At 36.5% G+C, this 18,615-nt stretch carries 17 protein-coding genes; 8 read left to right on the plus strand and 9 right to left on the minus strand.

The genetic code is table 11. The features are described from left to right. Positions 1–469: 469 nt before the first annotated feature. The 5 genes from ASC84_RS05675 to ASC84_RS05695 all read left to right on the plus strand — a co-directional run bounded on the left by ASC84_RS05675 (position 470) and on the right by ASC84_RS05695 (position 5,047). The gene (locus tag ASC84_RS05675; protein WP_056512437.1) at positions 470–955 is read left to right on the plus strand and encodes an NUDIX hydrolase; all 486 of its coding nucleotides are present in this window, start codon (positions 470–472) and stop codon (positions 953–955) included. Positions 956–959: 4 nt separating this feature from the next. Continuing rightward, positions 960–2,096, plus strand: a complete 1,137-nt coding sequence (gene mnmA, locus ASC84_RS05680; protein ID WP_034613669.1) for a tRNA 2-thiouridine(34) synthase MnmA — start codon at positions 960–962, stop codon at positions 2,094–2,096. A 30-nt stretch (positions 2,097–2,126) separates the two neighbouring features. Beyond that, on the plus strand, positions 2,127–2,858 hold the full coding sequence (gene hflD / locus ASC84_RS05685; protein WP_004721292.1) for a high frequency lysogenization protein HflD: 732 nt from the start codon (positions 2,127–2,129) through the stop codon (positions 2,856–2,858). Positions 2,859–2,914: 56 nt separating this feature from the next. Beyond that, positions 2,915–4,303, plus strand: coding sequence for an adenylosuccinate lyase (gene purB / locus ASC84_RS05690; RefSeq protein WP_056512439.1), 1,389 nt, complete (start codon positions 2,915–2,917; stop codon positions 4,301–4,303). Positions 4,304–4,405: 102 nt separating this feature from the next. Continuing rightward, complete coding sequence (locus tag ASC84_RS05695) at positions 4,406–5,047, plus strand: DUF2238 domain-containing protein (RefSeq protein ID WP_004721297.1); 642 nt, start codon at positions 4,406–4,408, stop codon at positions 5,045–5,047. A gap of 68 nt (positions 5,048–5,115) precedes the next feature. Here ASC84_RS05695 and ASC84_RS05700 read toward each other — a convergent pair whose 3' ends face one another. Beyond that, on the minus strand, positions 5,116–5,490 hold the full coding sequence (locus ASC84_RS05700; protein ID WP_004721299.1) for a helix-turn-helix domain-containing protein: 375 nt from the start codon (positions 5,488–5,490) through the stop codon (positions 5,116–5,118). Between the two features lie 126 nt (positions 5,491–5,616). Between ASC84_RS05700 and ASC84_RS05705 the strand changes: the two genes are divergently transcribed. Continuing rightward, positions 5,617–6,468, plus strand: coding sequence for an SDR family oxidoreductase (locus ASC84_RS05705; RefSeq protein WP_056512443.1), 852 nt, complete (start codon positions 5,617–5,619; stop codon positions 6,466–6,468). Positions 6,469–6,528: 60 nt separating this feature from the next. Here ASC84_RS05705 and ASC84_RS05710 read toward each other — a convergent pair whose 3' ends face one another. The 8 genes from ASC84_RS05710 to uvrB all read right to left on the minus strand — a co-directional run bounded on the left by ASC84_RS05710 (position 6,529) and on the right by uvrB (position 16,145). Then, a complete protein-coding gene (locus ASC84_RS05710) occupies positions 6,529–7,209 on the minus strand; it encodes a hypothetical protein (protein WP_056512609.1) in 681 nt (226 codons plus the stop codon). Between the two features lie 12 nt (positions 7,210–7,221). Then, positions 7,222–7,956, minus strand: a complete 735-nt coding sequence (locus ASC84_RS05715) for a hypothetical protein (protein WP_056512445.1) — start codon at positions 7,954–7,956, stop codon at positions 7,222–7,224. A 130-nt stretch (positions 7,957–8,086) separates the two neighbouring features. Further along, positions 8,087–8,548, minus strand: a complete 462-nt coding sequence (locus ASC84_RS05720; RefSeq protein WP_056512448.1) for a hypothetical protein — start codon at positions 8,546–8,548, stop codon at positions 8,087–8,089. Between the two features lie 148 nt (positions 8,549–8,696). After that, the gene (locus tag ASC84_RS05725; RefSeq protein WP_004721304.1) at positions 8,697–10,154 is read right to left on the minus strand and encodes a glyceraldehyde-3-phosphate dehydrogenase; all 1,458 of its coding nucleotides are present in this window, start codon (positions 10,152–10,154) and stop codon (positions 8,697–8,699) included. A gap of 354 nt (positions 10,155–10,508) precedes the next feature. Next, complete coding sequence (locus ASC84_RS05730; protein WP_056512451.1) at positions 10,509–12,209, minus strand: hypothetical protein; 1,701 nt, start codon at positions 12,207–12,209, stop codon at positions 10,509–10,511. 112 nt (positions 12,210–12,321) lie between these two features. Beyond that, on the minus strand, positions 12,322–13,251 hold the full coding sequence (rarD, locus tag ASC84_RS05735; protein ID WP_004721306.1) for an EamA family transporter RarD: 930 nt from the start codon (positions 13,249–13,251) through the stop codon (positions 12,322–12,324). 144 nt (positions 13,252–13,395) lie between these two features. Beyond that, positions 13,396–13,986, minus strand: a complete 591-nt coding sequence (locus ASC84_RS05740) for a lipocalin family protein (protein WP_056512453.1) — start codon at positions 13,984–13,986, stop codon at positions 13,396–13,398. A 137-nt stretch (positions 13,987–14,123) separates the two neighbouring features. Further along, the gene (gene uvrB / locus ASC84_RS05745; protein ID WP_004721309.1) at positions 14,124–16,145 is read right to left on the minus strand and encodes an excinuclease ABC subunit UvrB; all 2,022 of its coding nucleotides are present in this window, start codon (positions 16,143–16,145) and stop codon (positions 14,124–14,126) included. Positions 16,146–16,322: 177 nt separating this feature from the next. On the opposite strand from uvrB, the gene ASC84_RS05750 reads away from it, so the two are divergent. Together ASC84_RS05750 and ASC84_RS05755 are read left to right on the plus strand one after the other, a co-directional pair. Then, positions 16,323–17,102: a hypothetical protein gene (locus ASC84_RS05750; protein ID WP_004721311.1), complete on the plus strand. Its 780-nt coding sequence runs from the start codon at positions 16,323–16,325 to the stop codon at positions 17,100–17,102. 108 nt (positions 17,103–17,210) lie between these two features. Beyond that, entirely contained in the window at positions 17,211–18,614 is a 1,404-nt protein-coding gene (locus ASC84_RS05755) for a sensor domain-containing diguanylate cyclase (RefSeq protein ID WP_227515095.1), read from the plus strand. Position 18,615 lies beyond the last annotated feature (1 nt).

The raw sequence follows: 18,615 nt of genomic DNA on the forward strand, positions 1-18,615 counted from the left end.
ATATATACGTATTTTTTATCATATACTTCAATCATAGTAAATGCCTTAGTCGAGTATTTATTGTACAAAAATAAATTAAATGCCATTCACCATAAAACCAATAACTTTGAAATATTTACTTATGAGTTGCTACCTCTATCTATTGGTCATTACTGATAAGAATTAAAATAATAAAAAAATTACTTCATAAATTGATGTCACATTTAATTGCATTTAGATATCAAGATATAAGAATATTTTTATTAAACTTTTTACATGAAGTATCACCCAAAAAACCATGAGATAAATCTTTCCTTTATAAAATAAGCAAATAAAAATTTAAAAAAAATAAACAAAACTCGACCATGAGGTATTTTTAAACAGCCTATAGATATAAATCCTTTTAGGGTGATCAAAGAAAACCCTTATGAACATAGCCACCACGCGCTAAATTTTGTAGAATAATACTTTATCTCCCTTGGTGCTGGTCATGACCGCTTGGACACCCCACGTTACTGTTGCGACAGTTGTAGAAAAAGATGGAAAATTTCTTTTTGTAGAAGAATACACTGAAGGTGTAAGCCATACTGTGTTCAATCAACCCGCTGGGCATGTTGAATCTGATGAAACCATTATTCAAGCTGCGTTACGAGAAACCATGGAAGAGACAGGATATGCAGTAGAAATCAATTCATTACTGGGAATCTATACCTATACCCCACCCATGTTTCCAGACCGTACCTATTTTAGATTTTGCTTTTTAGCCCATGTAACTGAATACTTTCCAGACGCGCAACTTGATACAGATATCATTGGTCCGCAATGGATGACGCTTGAAGAACTGCTTGAATCTGCTCGCGCAAGAAGCCCTTTGGTCATTAAAGCTGTACAAGACGCACTTTCTGGGCAAAAATACCCGCTTTCGCTCATCTATGAGCACCAAAACTCTCCTTTAATTTCAAATTTGGATGCCTAATCCTATGCAACAACGTGTCATCGTCGGTATGTCGGGTGGTGTAGATTCATCTGTTTCTGCTGCACTTTTACTTCAACAAGGATATCAAGTTGAAGGGCTTTTCATGAAAAACTGGGAAGAAGATGATGGCACGGAATATTGTACTGCAATGGATGACCTTGCTGACGCACAAGCTGTGTGTGACAAAATTGGGATCAAACTCCATACTGCAAATTTTGCAATGGAATATTGGGATCGCGTTTTTGAACATTTCTTAGCAGAATATGCCGCTGGGCGTACGCCAAACCCAGATATTCTATGTAATAAAGAAATTAAATTCCGTGCATTCTTAGATCATGCTGTCAATTTAGGCGCTGATTTTATTGCAACTGGACATTATTGTCGTCGTGGTGAAACAACCACCAATTCAAAAGGCGATCAATATGCGCCTTTATTACGTGGTGTAGACAACAACAAAGATCAAACTTATTTTCTTCACGCGGTTCATGGTCGTGAAATCAATAAGACCTTGTTCCCTGTTGGTGAGATTGAAAAACCACAAGTACGTAAAATTGCTGAAGAGCTTGGTTTGGCTACTGCTAAGAAAAAAGATTCAACGGGGATTTGCTTTATTGGTGAACGCCGTTTTAATGACTTCTTAAAACAATATTTACCGGCTCAACCTGGGAAAATTGTCTTAGATACAGGAAAAGAGGTTGGTGATCATCACGGCTTAATGTACTATACGCTCGGTCAGCGTGGTGGTATTGGTTTAGGTGGACTCAAAGGCGCAGAAGAAGGTGCTTGGTTTGTTCTACATAAAGACATCGAAGGTAATCGTCTTGTGGTTGGACAAGGTCATGAACATCCACTGATGCAAAGTACCATTTTATGGTCTGAAACAATTGACTGGGTTGCGGGTGAACAAGCGATTCCAGACACAGGTTTCCGATGCACGGCAAAAACTCGTTACCGTCAGCCTGATCAAGCATGTACAATTTATAAAGATGCAAACACGCCAAATGGTGTTCGTGTCGAATTTGATGAAGCACAGCGTGCCGTAACGCCGGGACAAAGTGTTGTTTTCTATGTCGATGAAGTCTGTTTAGGTGGAGGTGTGATTCATCATACCAATGCACCAAAACCAGATTTTATTGAGTAATGATTAAAAATTATTTAAAGGAATTTAGGCATGGTTGAGTTGCCCTTTCAACAGCCTCAAACTTTGAATCAACGCCAAAACCGAGCTTTGGCGTTAGCAGCTGTGTTTCAAGCAACGCAGCTAACCCATATGACTGCAATGTCAGGACGTCAAAGTATTGGTGAAAGCGGTAATTTCTATTTTGAACAGCTCATCAAAGCCAGTCTCAATATTCGTGCCACTGCCAATTCGTCTGGTCAAACTTTAGACTTCTTCAATCAATTGGCAGACATCTCCTTAGGTTTAAAAGCTTTAGAAAGTAGTATTACGCAACCTTTCTCGACATCACCGAAATCTAGAATTCCTAAAATTGCCAATGCAAAACTGCCAATGACTTATGCCATGTCATTATTGGCCTTGGAAAAAAAAGTTTATAGCAATCCAAAGTTTGTTGAAATTATTGAACAATCTCAACAAAAAATATTAAAACAGCTGTCTTTTTTTGATAATAACTATTTACACCCAAGTATCATTGCCAATTTAGCACAAACTTATGTCGACACTGCTGGTCAAATTAACCCTCGAATTCTAGTCCGTGGTAATGCAGAAGCCTTTAAAGACTCTGCACATACCAATCGTATCCGTGCCAGTTTATTCACAGGCTTACAAATGGCTCACCTATGGCGTCAATTAGGTGGTAGTTCATGGAATATGATCTTTAGCAAACGTAAACTTCTTCAAGATATTCAAGATCTTGCTCGATTACAATATCAGGTTGTTTAATTTGATACTGTTCGAGTTACGCCATTCGCTCTAATTCCAAAATTTAAGGAATCTTTATGAACGCTTTAACCGCACTTTCTCCACTAGACGGACGCTATGCAAGCAAATGCGATGCATTACGCCCTTACCTCTCTGAGTTTGGTTTAATCCATGCTCGTGTGACTGTTGAAGTGCGTTGGTTACAAGCGCTTGCGAATCGTCCTGAAATCACAGAAGTTCCAGCTTTTTCTGCTGCAACCAATACAGCTTTAGATGCCATTGTTACTCAATTTTCGGAAGATGATGCTAACCGTATTAAAGAAATTGAACGTACCACTAACCATGATGTAAAAGCGGTTGAATATTTCTTAAAAGAAAAAATTGCACATATTGATGAGCTTAAAAATGCAGGCGAATTTATTCACTTTGCTTGTACTTCAGAAGACATCAACAACCTTTCTCACGCTTTGATGTTGAAAAATGGTCGTGAAGTGTTAGTTGTTGCTATGCAACAAATTGTTGATTCTATTGTGGCTTTAGCTGAAACACATGCAGAACAACCAATGCTATCACGTACCCATGGTCAAACTGCGAGCCCAACGACTTTGGGTAAAGAAATGGCCAACGTTGCATATCGTTTAGCGCGTCAAATCAAACAGTTTAAACAAGTTGAATTATTGGGCAAAATTAATGGTGCAGTGGGTAACTACAACGCACACTACTCTGCTTATCCTGAAATCAACTGGCCTGCTCACTCGCAAGCATTTGTTGAATCACTCGGTTTAACCTTCAACCCTTATACAACTCAAATCGAACCACACGATTACATTGCTGAATTGTTCGATGCTTTACGTCGTTTTAACACAATTCTGATCGACTTTAACCGTGACGTTTGGGGCTATATCTCTTTAGGCTTCTTTAAACAACGTTTAAAAGAAGGTGAAGTCGGTTCTTCTACAATGCCTCACAAAGTCAATCCAATTGATTTTGAAAACTCTGAAGGTAACTTGGGCATTGCCAATGCAGTATTAGCGCACTTAGGCGAAAAATTACCAATTTCTCGTTGGCAGCGTGATCTTACCGACTCGACTGTATTGCGTAACATGGGTGTTGGCTTGGCACAAAGTTTAATTGCTTTTGAAGCATGTTCAAAAGGTATTAGTAAACTTGAGCTTAATGCAGCACGTATTCTTGAAGACCTTGATCATGCTCAAGAAGTATTGGCTGAACCAATCCAAACTGTAATGCGCCGTTATGCAGTTGAAAAACCATATGAAAAATTAAAAGCATTGACTCGCGGTCAAGCGATGACACGTGACATGATGGTTGATTTTGTCAATGGCACTGAACTTGAAGCCGTACCTGCTGCTGATCGTGCACGTTTGGCTGAAATGAGCCCTGCGACTTACACGGGTAATGCTGCGGATCAAGCCAAACAAATTAAAGATTTGATTGCTAAAATCTAAGCTTTTTAATCTTCTAAAAGACCTGAAAATGCGAAGCCAATGCTTCGCATTTTTTTGCTTTTTGATTACAATGCGCAGTAATAATTTTTAGAAAATACCATAATGATTTATCATGCCTTAACAAAAAAACATTGGCTTGTTCTTGCTATTCTTGCAATCGCAATCATTCTTGCCAGTATCAATCCTTTAGAATATCCATCCTACATGCTGCATCAGATTGGCACCTTGCTCATGCTGATTACCCTGTTTTTCTGTCTAAAGAAAATAGGGCTGACATTTTCATCATTTTTATTGTATATCCTCTTCTTGGTGATTCATGTCATTGCAGCACATTATCTTTATTCTTATGTGCCTTATAATGATTGGTCAATCAAATACTTACATTTTGATCTCAATCAAGCAATGGGTTGGACACGTAACATGTTTGACCGCTTTGTACACTTGTTCTATGGTTTATTCCTTTACCCATTTTTCTACCGAATTTTCCAAGTCTGGTTACCAAGCTTAAAGCCTAAAACCTTATTTTTATTGGTCATTCAATTTGTTATGGCAACCAGTTTATTTTATGAATGGATTGAATGGTGGATTGCCATTGGCCTATCTCCAGAAGAAGCTGAAAACTACAATGGGCAACAAGGTGATATATGGGATGCACATAAGGATATGTTCTTAGCCACCATTGGTGCAATCATGACAGGACTAGTCTCTTTAAAAGCTGCGACAAAAGGGAATCATCCTCAATAATACGGACTTTCCTCTCAATATACTCACTCAGCGATCAAGTTCTTGGTGAGTATAGAATCCACTGAGTTTTACTTTTGCAATCTTTGTTTATTCTCTAAGATATCGGGCAAACTGCGCTCGATCCAACCAATCAAATAGTTTAATTTTTCAGCCGCTTGTGCACCTAAAATCGTCAATTGATACTCTACTTTCGGTGGTACTTCAGGGTAAACCGTTCTCAATATAAAGCCATCTTGCTCAAGCACTTTTAATGTCTGTGCCAGCATTTTTTCGCTGATCCCCTCAATTCGATTGCGCAGTTCACTAAAACGTTGCACACCATCATTTAAACAACGTAAAACCAATACAGACCATTTGCTGGTTAAATGCTCCAATATTTCTCTAGATGGGCACTGACTGGATAAAACTTGACCAATTAAATCACTTGAAGCATAGATGCTCATAAATTCTCTCTACACAGTAATTAGCTTACTTTTAGGTACGTACTTACATATAGTAAGTTTAATGATTATGATAATAACATCAAGTCTAAAAAACATCCAATTTAAATCATATTTAAAGGTGAATTTATGAAAATCGCAATTACAGGTGCAACGGGTCAACTTGGACAATTGGTGATCCAAGCCTTACTTCAACATACTGCTGCTGAAAATATTGTGGCGCTGGTTCGAAATATAGATAAAGCACAGTCGCTCAAACAACAAGGGATTGAACTTCGCCTATTTAACTATGATCAACCTGAAACATTAATACCTGCTTTACACAATGTAGATAAATTACTTTTAATTTCAGCCAATGAAATTGGTCGTCGCACCCCACAACATAAAGCAGTTATAGATGCCGCAGTCGCAGCCAAAGTTGAATACATTGCCTATACCAGCTTACTCAATGCGACAGATAACCCACTCGGTTTAGCGCAAGAACATCGTGAAACAGAGGCACTCATTCTGCAAAGTGGTTTGAAATATACATTTTTACGCAACAACTGGTATAGCGAAAATTATCTTGGCAACGTTAAACATACGGCAGAAACCGGAACACTTTATGGCAGCGCTCAAAATGGAAAAATCAGTTCAGCTTCTCGTTTAGATTATGCTGAAGCTGCAGCCAAAGTCCTTGCTTCCTCAGGACATGAAAATAAAACCTATGAGCTTGCAGGTTCAAATCATTTTACCCTTGCAGATTTAGCCTCTTATATCGCTTTGGCATCAGGTAAAACTGTACAGTATCAAGATATCAGCCCAGAAGATTATACTCAGGCGCTTCTCACAGCAGGATTACCCCAAGCACTTGTAACGGTTATTGTTGATGCAGATGTACAGACTGTAAATGGTGCAATGTATAGTGAAAGTAAAGACTTGGAACATTTGATTGGTCGTAAAACAACGCATATTCAGGATCAAGTTAAAGCTTTATTTTAGGCATTTTTAAAGATAAGCATGGGTTTAATACAAAATTTAAGCCCATGCTATACTGAGCAATTAAGGGTGAATATTTTTGATAGGAAAATCGATATTCATCTCCAGATCTGCGAGGGACTGTCTTTCTGTGTTGTACATGGTTGCACGGAACACCGCAATTTTTTTCATCGTCATTGGATCATTAATATTCAGTATTGGCTTAAGTTTATGCTTAACATATAAATGAATCACTTCATCAAATTCTAAATAAACGGGTCCATCAAACATAATCTTGATCGGGACTTGATATCGTCGTTTTAACTTAAATGGCACCGAAAGTTTAATCGGAATATCCACTTTTAAAGGAAATTGAGGCAACAGTTTATTTTGATAAACCAAGTCCGTAGTTGTTTCTAATGGCATTAGCGTTTCAATCTGAATATCAGTCTCATAATCAAGCTCAACCTCAATCGGCGTTGTCACAACAAAACTTAAATTAGCCAAATATTTGCCTTTCAAAGGTAAAGCCAACTCACGGTCAATCGTCAACTCAGTATCTAAAGCGCCTTGTGCATGTGTTTGTAAATAATTCCCCACATGGATTTTTGTCGGTAAAGATTCCGACAATTGAATTTGTGCGCTTTGTGCAGAAACCTGCATTGAGGCATGAATATTCAAATATAACCAAACGCACAGTGCAATGAGCAATACGACGCTGATAAAAATGAACAACAAATTTCGTATAGATTTAAAGATCCACATTTCCATACCACCCTATTTTAAAACTTCGGACTGTGGTTGTTGTGGTTCTACTGGCGGATGATCGCGACGTGATAGCCTTAAACTATTGAGTGGAATTTTAAGTTGCCCTTTTTCAATTTTTACTGGCAATGTATTTTGAACATCTACTGTTGCTTGAAGTGCTGATTTAATTGGAACATTGAGGTGGCCTTGAATTGGAATATTGGTTTTTAATGTCGCATCAAGTGGCACATGTAAATTTTCTTTAAGTAAAACCTTTACAGGCGCATCAAACTTTAAATGAATATTTTGGTTGAGTGGCACTTGTAAATTAATCGGCACATCCATATGAATCGGGATGTTCCCTTTTAACGGTAAAGTAATATCTTTGCCTAAAACAGTGACTTTAACCTTGGTATCAATCGGCATATCCTGATTGATTTTGATCACTTCATTCACAGGAATTGTGGTTTGAATTGGGACTTCATTATCAAAATACACATGTGGGGTTAAGGTTTGTGTAATCGGTAAGTTTAGCTTTTCATGAATAGGAATTTCAGCTTTCACTTTTCCTTTGACATCCACATCTAATGCGTCATGAATTTGTACTTTGGCTTGTAAAGGCTCTTTTAAATCGATACGTACAGCTTGATTTTCAAGTGGAATATAAATATTAAAATGTTTAAATACCCAGATTGCAATCAATACACCACACACTGTAGCAATAAGAATAAAGGCAACTCCTGCCATAACTTGCTTCAACTGCAAAATCCTGTCCTTAATTTTTATCCTTAATTATTTTTTATTTTAAATACTTATGTGAATTAATATGCGTTTTTATGTATAAAAGTCGAAGGATTTTGTTTAATTAATAAACAATTGATATCTAACCTACGGATTATTTCGAAAAATCAGCTAACCAATAGCACTGCACAATTGCTGTATTATTTTTATACTCAACACTCACATCGCCTTTTTCATGATTTTGATTGAATTTTAGAGTTTTAAATCGCTGTTTTGCTGCTGTAGCACTCAAATCAAAATATAAATATTCATTGTATTGTTGCGCTGGACGACCAAAACTAAACTCTATTTTGCGAATAGGAATGCCAGCATAAGTGACATTTTTTAATTTATAAGTGGTTGAGTCATATACCTGTTTATCCACATATTTTACATCAATCGTATAGTGTTTAAGTGATGCAATCAGTTCTGTATCTTCATTATGAAAATCATATTGCTGCCGAATTGCACAGTTTTGTTCAAAACGATCTTTTAATAAAGGACGTAATTCTAAGGATTTGGCATGTGTAGCAAAACAAGTAAATAACATCATGATGCATAAGATTTTTGTTTTCATTTTATTTTCTCTAATTTCTTAATCAAATGTTTTTAGTCAAATTGTTGAGACAAATGGTAATTTTCATTTGAATTTAACCATATATCATCAATTTTGAAGATAAAAAAAGGAGCTTCATTTGAAGCTCCTTTTCGACGACTCTTACAAATTATGCATTTGTTTCAGCCGGTACTTTTGGATAGCTTACGCCACATACTTGTTCAGCAATACGCAATACTTGGCAGCTATAACCAACTTCGTTATCGTACCAAACGTAAGCTGTTAAACGGTTACCAGAAGTAATTGTTGCTTGTGCATCAAATACACCCGCAGTACGCGAACCAATAAAGTCAGACGATACAACTTCAGTAGAGTTAGTATAGCCAATTTGACCTTGAAGGTTAGAGTTGATCGAGATTTGACGAATATATTCGTTCACTTCTTCACGATCTACTTCTTTCTCAAGTGTTAAGTTAAGAATAGCAAGTGAAACGTTTGGTGTTGGAACACGTACTGAATTACCTGTTAATTTACCTTGTAACTGAGGTAATGCTTTCGCAACAGCTTTTGCAGCACCTGTTTCTGTAATAACCATATTCAGAGTTGCAGCACGACCACGGCGATCCGCTTTGTGGTAGTTATCAATCAAGTTCTGGTCATTTGTAAATGAGTGAACAGTTTCCACATGACCATTAATCACTTTGTATTTGTCTTCTAACACTTTTAAAACTGGTGTGATCGCGTTAGTTGTACAGCTTGCAGCAGAAATGATTTTGTCTGAATCAATGATGTCTGCTTGGTTAACACCAAACACGACATTCTTCATATCACCTTTACCAGGCGCTGTAAGCACAACACGACTTACGCCAGGGCATTTAAGGTGTTGAGATAAACCATCGATATCACGCCATTTACCCGTGTTATCAATCACTAGTGCATTGTCGATACCATAAGCTGTGTAATCAACTTCAGCAGGACTAGACGCATAGATCACTTTGATAAAGTTACCATTTGCAATGATTGCTTCATTTTGTTCATCAACAGAAATTGTTCCTGCAAATGGACCATGAATTGAGTCACGACGTAACAATGAAGCACGTTTTTCTAAATCACCATCAGATGATTTACGTACTACAATCGCTTTAAGGCTTAAACCACGACCAAGACCTGATTGGCTAATGATTAAACGCGCTAAAATACGGCCAATACGACCAAAACCATAAAGAACAACATCTTTAGGCTCAACTTGCGCAGGACGACCTTCTAAAGATTGAACAGCTTGAGCAACAAATGCATCAATATCGCCACCCTTTTCTTTATATTCAACTGCAAGTTTACCTAAATCAACTTCAGCAGAACCGATATTATCTAATTTCGCTAAAGCTTCTAAAATAGGGAAAGTATGTACAACAGAAAGCTCAACATCCATCATACGTGTACGACGGTGTGCTTTAAGAATTTGAATTACTGAACGGTTCACTAAAGAACGACCGTACACAGAAGTCACAATGTTTTTTTCACGGTATAATTGACCGATTAATGCAATCATACGTTCCGCGATTTCTTCACGGTTTTTCCAGCGACCTTGGTGCTCTGCATGTAGGGCGATGATAGTGTCTTTGCTCACAGATACGTCCTCTATTTATGTATATCTAGACATGGATTTTTAAACCCCATAATTGTAATGTAATTCTCATTTAGTTGAAATCAAATCGTGATACATTTTTATAATATTTTGTCATACTGGGTATTTTATTTTAAATTATGCCTTGATCTCTAAACAATATTTTAGCCATTTCGATTTTTTACATCTATGTAGATTTTTAGTATTGATATTGACTTTAGCAGAGTAAGAGGAAAATAAACCAGATAACAATAAAGAAAAAACCAGACAAAAGAAAAAATAAAGCTGATGTAGCTTCGTTAAACATCCTATTATCGCGCTTAGTCTGAGCTTTCTACTCAGCCCCTAACACGCGCTTTAATCATCATTAATCAACGCATTAAATTCTTCCAAATCAAAATCAGCTAAATTTTCGGGCAGCTTCATTAAATAAGGAAAGCGAATAATACCATTGTCCCCTGAAGGAAATGCGTAATGGCGCTCCAATTCACTCATTGAAGTCAGGCTTTCAAACTCAATAAATACACTATACTTTGCTAAACCTTTAGGGACAGTTAATACCTCTAAATAGGTTTGTTTTTTTATCAACATTGCAGCATGGTTTGCTTGAACAATATCTTTTTCAACTTTCCCACCTTTGATCATTTTTTTTAACAGCGAGCCTTCTACTTCATTTTGTTCATTCTTTAATTGTTTAACATAGCTGTCTAAAGCCCTATAATCTTTCACTTGCTCAGCGATAATTTCTTGAAGTTTTCTAATTGGCTGTTGAGAACGTTCATGCATGACTTGCCACTCTCGCGGACTCATTGGAATAAAAATTTCATCTTTACGCTTTTCCAATAGCTTTAAATAAGCCAGCAGACGATATTCAAACAGTTGTACATGAGAATTAAAAAATAATGCGGGTTGTTCTTTAAAGTCACGATAATGCGATAAAATTTCAGAAAATATTCGATGTACACTCATAAACAAATATTCAAATTCTTCAATATGTGATAAATCGCTTTTAACCGCATTTCTTAAAGGCATCAATATATTGGCCGTGAGCAACTGTTCAATGGTTTTGATATGGTTTTGTGCAACCGTATCACTATTTTTCCCCACCATTCCAAGGGGTTCCATCAAAAATGGCAAGAGCTTGTTTTCTGTGAATTCTTCAAATTCTTGCACAATTTCAATCACATCTCTATGGACTTGATGCTGAATTGTGACCATTTTCTGAATCAAAAGATCCGTGCTATCTCGATATTCACTTTCACTCATTTGATCCGTATCGAGAACCAAACCCGTTACATAGACCTGATTTTTATATTCAATATTTTCTTCAAACAAAAAGCGTCGAATTGAATAAGGATTCTGTTCAAAATTTTCAATTGGTGCAATTAAATAGATAAATTCAGAGGTTTTAACAATCTCAAACTTACGAATCCGTTGTTCTCTTAAAATAAAATACTTAAAAAAAGGACGTTTCATTAATTCAGATGATTTGGTCAATAAGGGCTTAAACCAATAACCCAATAATTGTTGTTTAATAAACACTTCAATAATAAAACATTTAATTTGATCAGAAGTTAAGTTGCGGATACCTGCTGGCGCTTCAATATTTAATGTACGGATCAATTTCGCCACATCTTGTAAAAAAACACGACGAATCAGTAATTTTTCTCGCTGCAAATTTAGATGATCATCCACCGAAATCAAATCAATTTGATACAACGCATTTTCTAAATAGTCTGCAATCTGAATACTATCTGTAATATTTTTTAACCAATTGATTGAGTTGCTCAGTTTGGTTGCAATGGAACGCATTCGCTCATTTTCAAAGGTATATTTTAAATTTTCTAATGAATTTGTGATTTTAAATTCAAAGCTGTTATTGCCTTTGTTCCATTGAATTTCTTTCGGTCTTAAAATTTGACGCTCAATCTCTTCGCGTATTTCGATATTGGCTTCGTCAAAAACATCACACAAAACCTGTTCCCAGTTTAAATCGGTACTAGGCTCTAATTGCAATAAGGTTGCCCGTGTTTGATAGGGAATTATTGTTGTGTTCATAATATATTCAGCGTTTTTTTACTCAAAAACCAAATTAAAACATAGATTAATGAGATGAATTTAACACTTTTAAAAATTATAGTCCAACAATTATCAATTTATTTTTTATTGATTAACCAATTCTTTCGTCTAATTTTTCGATATTCAAGGCTAAGTTTTTCCGTTTATTGTTTTGTTGATAGAGATGCCAAATCCCTTCCAATACCAAAACCCCCACAGCACACCAAATTGGAATATAGGTAAACCATTCATCTGCTGAAATAGACTCACCCAGCGCCAAGGATGCTAAGGCCAACAAGACAGGTTCTAAATAACTTAACAATCCAAACAAGACCATCGGTAGATGGCGACTCGCCAAAATATAGCTACCTAAACCAATCGCACTCAGTATCCCAAGTCCTGCAACCACAAATATTAAAACCGGTGCATCAGCAAATTGGCTATAAGCATCTAATCCTGTTTGAGTGAAATAAATTGCGATGGGAATACAAATTAAAATATCCCACCAAAAGCCACCTAAATTATCGGTTTTAATAGTTTTTCGAACCAGAAAATAAAGCGAATAGCCCAATGCAACACTGAGGGTTTCCCATGCAATAGTGCCCAAACGCCATAATTCGTGCCCTACTCCAAGCACCGCAAAAGCAACGGCAACCATCTGGAATTTAGATAATTTCTCTTTATAAAAAATGCTACCTGCAAGGACTAGAACCAAGGGTAAAAGAAAATATCCAAGCGATACTTGTAAGCCCCGTCCATTCATCGGCCCCCAAAGGAAAAGCCAAAGTTGGAAACAGGTCAAAATAGAAGTAATGATCAATAAAAGTAATAAAGCAGGTTGTTTGACCATTCGATGATAAATGGTTTTAACATGGACAAAATCACCGCTCAATAACATAAATAAGGTCAGGAACGGTAAAGTGGCGATAATCCGCCAACCAAAGGTTTGTTGACTATCTAGATCGCCCAGCAATTTGGTATAAAAGTATAAGACCCCAAATGTTACAGATGCCAATACAGACAATACGACGCCCTTAAACATCTGTCGCCTCACGGTGATTTTCAAATAAATTCTTAGGCATTATAAACATCTTCACCCAAAATTAATTTGAATATTCAATTATTTTTCCAAACTCAAGATTTGCAAATATCGAAATATTCAAAATATATCGGCTTAAATTTCTGATTATTCTTGCGCGTTCTGCTTGGTTCGAATCAGATCTTTTAAGTTAAAACCAACAGTCTGGGCATAACGAAGAAATTCAGTTACTTTTGCTTCATCTGGATGAGGGTCTCTAGACAGCAACCACAAATATTTTCGCTTCGGTTCTCCCACCAAAGCCATTTGATAGTTTGAATCAATTTTTAACACCCAATAATCACCACGTCCCACCGGCATCCAACGAATCGCTTCTGGAATAAAACTTACTTTAAATTTTGAATTAAACGGCTCATTACTGATAAATGCTTCACCCAATGAACGTAATTCTTGTCCATTTTGATCTACACATCGATTATCAACTGCAACATTGCCATATTCATTCACGGTATATCGTGCAGTCACATCCGACTTACAATCTTTTTGAAAATACATTGGCTTGCGGGCAATTTCATACCATAGCCCTAAATATTGACCCAATTCCAATTTTGGAATCGCAGCTAAAGTCGAGTTTTCCGCATAGACTTTTGGATAAAAAAAGCTCGAAAAAACCATCCCAAATACGATTATTAATTTTTTAAAGTCATAAGAATTGGGTAATATTTTAAATAATTGCACCTTATACCCTCAGCATTACTTTTTACTATTTATTATAAAATAATCAGAAATTTAAACTTAGACTGTAGCTTTATGTATCCTTGTTCGAGCTAAAGCTACAGCAAGCACAAAAGTGAAATCATTTCACAATGAGACAATTACTTTAACATTCTGGTTTTTAAACGCACAATTTCGTCACGTAATCGCGCAGCTTGTTCAAATTGCAGTTCTTTAGACGCTTTTAGCATTTCTTTTTCAAGCTTGCTAATGTGTTTCGTAAAGAGTTTTGGATCAGATAAAATATGACGCTCATCCGCAGTTAAAGCCTGATGCTGGTCACTAATACCTGCTTCAATTTGATCATCGCTGATCACTTCACCAGTATCAATTTCTTTAATTGCTTGACGTACAGCACTGCGTGGAATAATGCCATGCTCTTCATTAAATTGAATTTGTTTGGCCCGACGACGATCAGTTTCATCTATGGCTTTCTGCATCGAATCAGTTATACGGTCAGCATATAGAATCGCCTTACCTTTTAAATGACGAGCGGCACGACCGATGGTTTGGATTAACGACCGTTCAGAACGAAGAAAACCTTCTTTATCTGCATCAAGAATGGCAACCAACGATACTTCTGGCATATCCAGACCTTCACGCAACAAGTTAATCCCGACCAGAACATCATGTACTCCTGTCCGCAGTTCGTGAATAATTTTGACACGCTCAACGGTATCAATATCTGAATGTAAATAAGCCACCTTCACTCCATATTCTTTTAAATATGAAGTTAAGTCCTCTGCCATCCGCTTGGTTAAGGTGGTGACTAACACACGTTCATCGAGTTCTTTACGGATATTAATTTCTGAAAGTACATCATCCACTTGAGTCAATACAGGACGTATTTCAATTTCTGGATCGACCAATCCTGTTGGACGTACCACCTGCTCTGCAACTTGTTCAGATTTTTCCAGTTCGTATTTCGCAGGTGTTGCACTGACATAAATGGTGGTTGGAACAATACGCTCCCATTCCTCAAATTTCATCGGACGGTTATCCAATGCACTAGGTAAACGGAAACCATAATTGACCAAGTTTTCTTTACGTGAACGGTCACCTTTATACATTGCCCCAATTTGTGGAACTGTCACATGCGATTCATCAATAATCAGTAACGCATCATCAGGGATATAGTCAAATAATGTCGGAGGTGCTTCACCCGCTGGGCGACCAGATAAATGCCTTGAGTAGTTTTCAATACCATTGGTATAACCCAATTGTTGCATCATTTCTAAATCATAACGGGTCCGTTGTTCGATCCGCTGTGCTTCAAGGAGTTTTTCATGTTCTTTAAAGAACACTAAACGATCAGCCAATTCATCACGAATCGTTCCAATTGCACGCTGCAAATTGTCTTTTGGCGTTACATAATGGCTTTTTGGGTAGATTGTTATACGCGGTGCTTTACGGACCATTTTCCCAGTAATTGGATCAAACCATCGAATTGAATCGACTTCATCATCAAACAACTCAACCCGAACTGCATGTTGGTCCGATTCAGCAGGGAAAATATCGATAATTTCGCCACGAATACGATAGGTACCGCGTAAAAATTCCAGCTCATTACGGGTATATTGCATTTCAACAAGTCTGCGAATAATGTCATCACGACTAATTCTGTCCCCTTGTACAATATGCAATAACATACTCATATAAGCATTGGGATCACCTAAACCATAGATTGCGGATACTGAAGCGACAATAATGGCATCACGGCGTTCTAATAAAGCACGTGTAGCAGAGAGACGCATTTGGTCAATATGATCATTGATTGCTGAATCTTTTTCAATAAAAGTATCCGAAGAGGGTACATAAGCTTCAGGTTGATAATAGTCATAATAACTAACGAAGTATTCAACTGCATTGTTTGGGAAAAATGCTTTAAATTCACCATATAATTGTGCAGCGAGAGTCTTGTTATGTGCCATGACAATAGTTGGACGTTGCGTTTGTGCAATCACATTTGCCATGGTATAGGTTTTCCCTGAACCCGTTACACCGAGTAGAAGTTGGTCGTGAAAACCTTTATTTATGCCTTCGACTAATTTTGCTATTGCCTGTGGTTGATCCCCAGCAGGTTGATAATTTGTAACAAGTTCAAAAGGTTGATGTTCACTCACAATAATTCACTCTTTAACCAATCGGGAAGAAGCAACAGTAGTTTAACAGAAACCAATTAAACCCATACATTGACACCTATTCTAGATGGGGCTTTTTACACAATATTCAACAAATACCTTGACCCTTTTTTATTTCAATAGCAACATGGAAACAAGCCAATTAAAAGATTGAAAAACATGACATATCACTATCATGATGAAAGCATAATCAAAACTTTGCCAGAAGATACTGTGTTTGTTTTTGGTAGTAATATGGCGGGTACTCATCAAGGCGGTGCGGCAAAAACAGCACATTTACATTTTGGCGCAACCAAAGGTGTTGGACGTGGCTGGGCAGGACAAAGTTTTGCTATACCGACCATGAATGAACATTTACAACAAATGCCACTTTCGCAAATTCAACACTATATTGATGATTTTAAAATTTATACAAAAAATCACCCGAAGATGAAATATTTTATTACGTCGGTGGGTTGTGGTGTTGCAGGCTATAAAGTCGAAGAAATCGCGCCGATGTTTAAAGGTATTTCACGCAATGTGATCTTCCCTGCTTCATTCCGTCCATTTGTAGAAAAAACCTTGCCTAAGCTCACGCAAAAATTACTGCATAGTTTTTTAACTGATGACGTCATATTTAGTTCAGATATAGAGCAAAAGATTCAAAGCTTAGATTTAACTGAAGCTGAAAAAAGCCTTGCTACGATTATTCTCAATACGCCAATGTATCCTAACGACAGTAATGGTCGAGATCGTATTTTTGAAATACAAGATATCCTGCACAATTTAAATGGAAAAATATTTGAATTTCAATCTAATTCAGAAGGTTCAATGATTTTTGGAGGGGCTATTTTAGCACTTTTAGAACTCTATAATTTAAATGAAACAGACTTTATTGCAGTATGGACTGGTCAGCGTACTATTGCTGCACCAAAAGCAGAACATCGGGCTAAAAAGTAAAATGCTTTGATTATTTTTAATTGAACAACTATTTATGTTAAGTTTTTACTTATGTTATATAGTTAAGATTAAATTAATAAATAATTTTTTGGAAAATATATGGAGCAAATGGATTTAACAATATTTGATTTGTCTCCAATTGCCATGTGGCTACAAGATTTTAGTGGTATAAAAAAAATATTTGATGAATGGACCGCGCAAGGTATTTCCGATATTAAGCAACATCTATTGGAAGATACTAGCCGTTTAAAACCTTGTTTGGCGGCGATCCGCACCATTCATATCAATAAAAGCACCCTGATTTTATATGAAGCTGATGATTTAGCGGAGATTTTAGAAAAATTTCCGGAAATGCATACAGAAAATACTGAACTATTACATATCCAATTTTTTTCAGCGCTTTGGAATAAAGAAACAGATTGCTCGATTCAAGTGGTCAACCTTAGCTGCAAAGGCAAAAAAATTGATATCCAACTTAGAGCCAATATTTTAACAGATGCAAAACAAAGCTGGGATCGAGTTTTATTAACCACGGAAGATATCTCTCAGTGTCAAAATGCACGTCGGATTGCAGAATCCCTATTTTTGCATTCACCCACTGCCCTCTGGGTCAAAGACTACAGCAAAATAAAATCATTATTTAATCAATTAGTAGCGAATAATGTCACTGACTTAGATCAATATATTCAGCAAAATCCAGATTTTCTATTTCTTTGTTTTGAAAACATCCGATCAGTTGGTGTAAATCAAGCTTTACTAGACTTATTTAATGCCGACAATGAACAACATTTTTATCAGCATTTAAATCATATTTTTAGAGAGAATTATCAACAAAATTTTCATAAACAATTATTACATTTATGGAATGATCATCATCAACTTAAACGAGAATGTGAATACCAGTCAATCAATGGAGATTTGCTGCATGTACTCGAACAGTTTGTTATTTTTCCAGATTCAAAACATAACTGGGATACCGTGCAAATTGCCTTTACCGATTTAACGGAACGAAAAAAATTAGAAGATCATCTGCAACATGCCAGTAAACATGATCAATTAACGCAGTTATATAATCGAACATTTTTTATCGGTGAAATTCAACGCTTACAATCTCAAAAATTTAATTCACTTTCATGTATGTATTTAGACATCAATGGTTTAAAAAGAGTGAATGATTTACAGGGACATCATGTCGGCGACTTACTGATTCAACGTTTTGCGCATCTGTTAAAAAAATCCACCATCAAAACACCTTATTCTGTTTCGCGTATTGGTGGTGATGAATTTGTGATTCTTATGCCTGAATCAAATCATCTGCATATAGAAACATTACTTAAGATCATTCAACAAGAATTAGAGATAGATCGACTGAACAATCCTCAACATCCAATTCATGTTGCGATTGGTTATGCGACAACAAGCCATTATAAAAATATTGATGATTTATTAAAAAAAGCAGATCAAATTATGTATCAAGATAAGCAAGCATATTATTTATTAAATACGGATTAAT

Source organism: Acinetobacter sp. Root1280, from assembly GCF_001425285.1.
Classification (GTDB): Bacteria; Pseudomonadota; Gammaproteobacteria; order Pseudomonadales; family Moraxellaceae; genus Acinetobacter; species Acinetobacter guillouiae.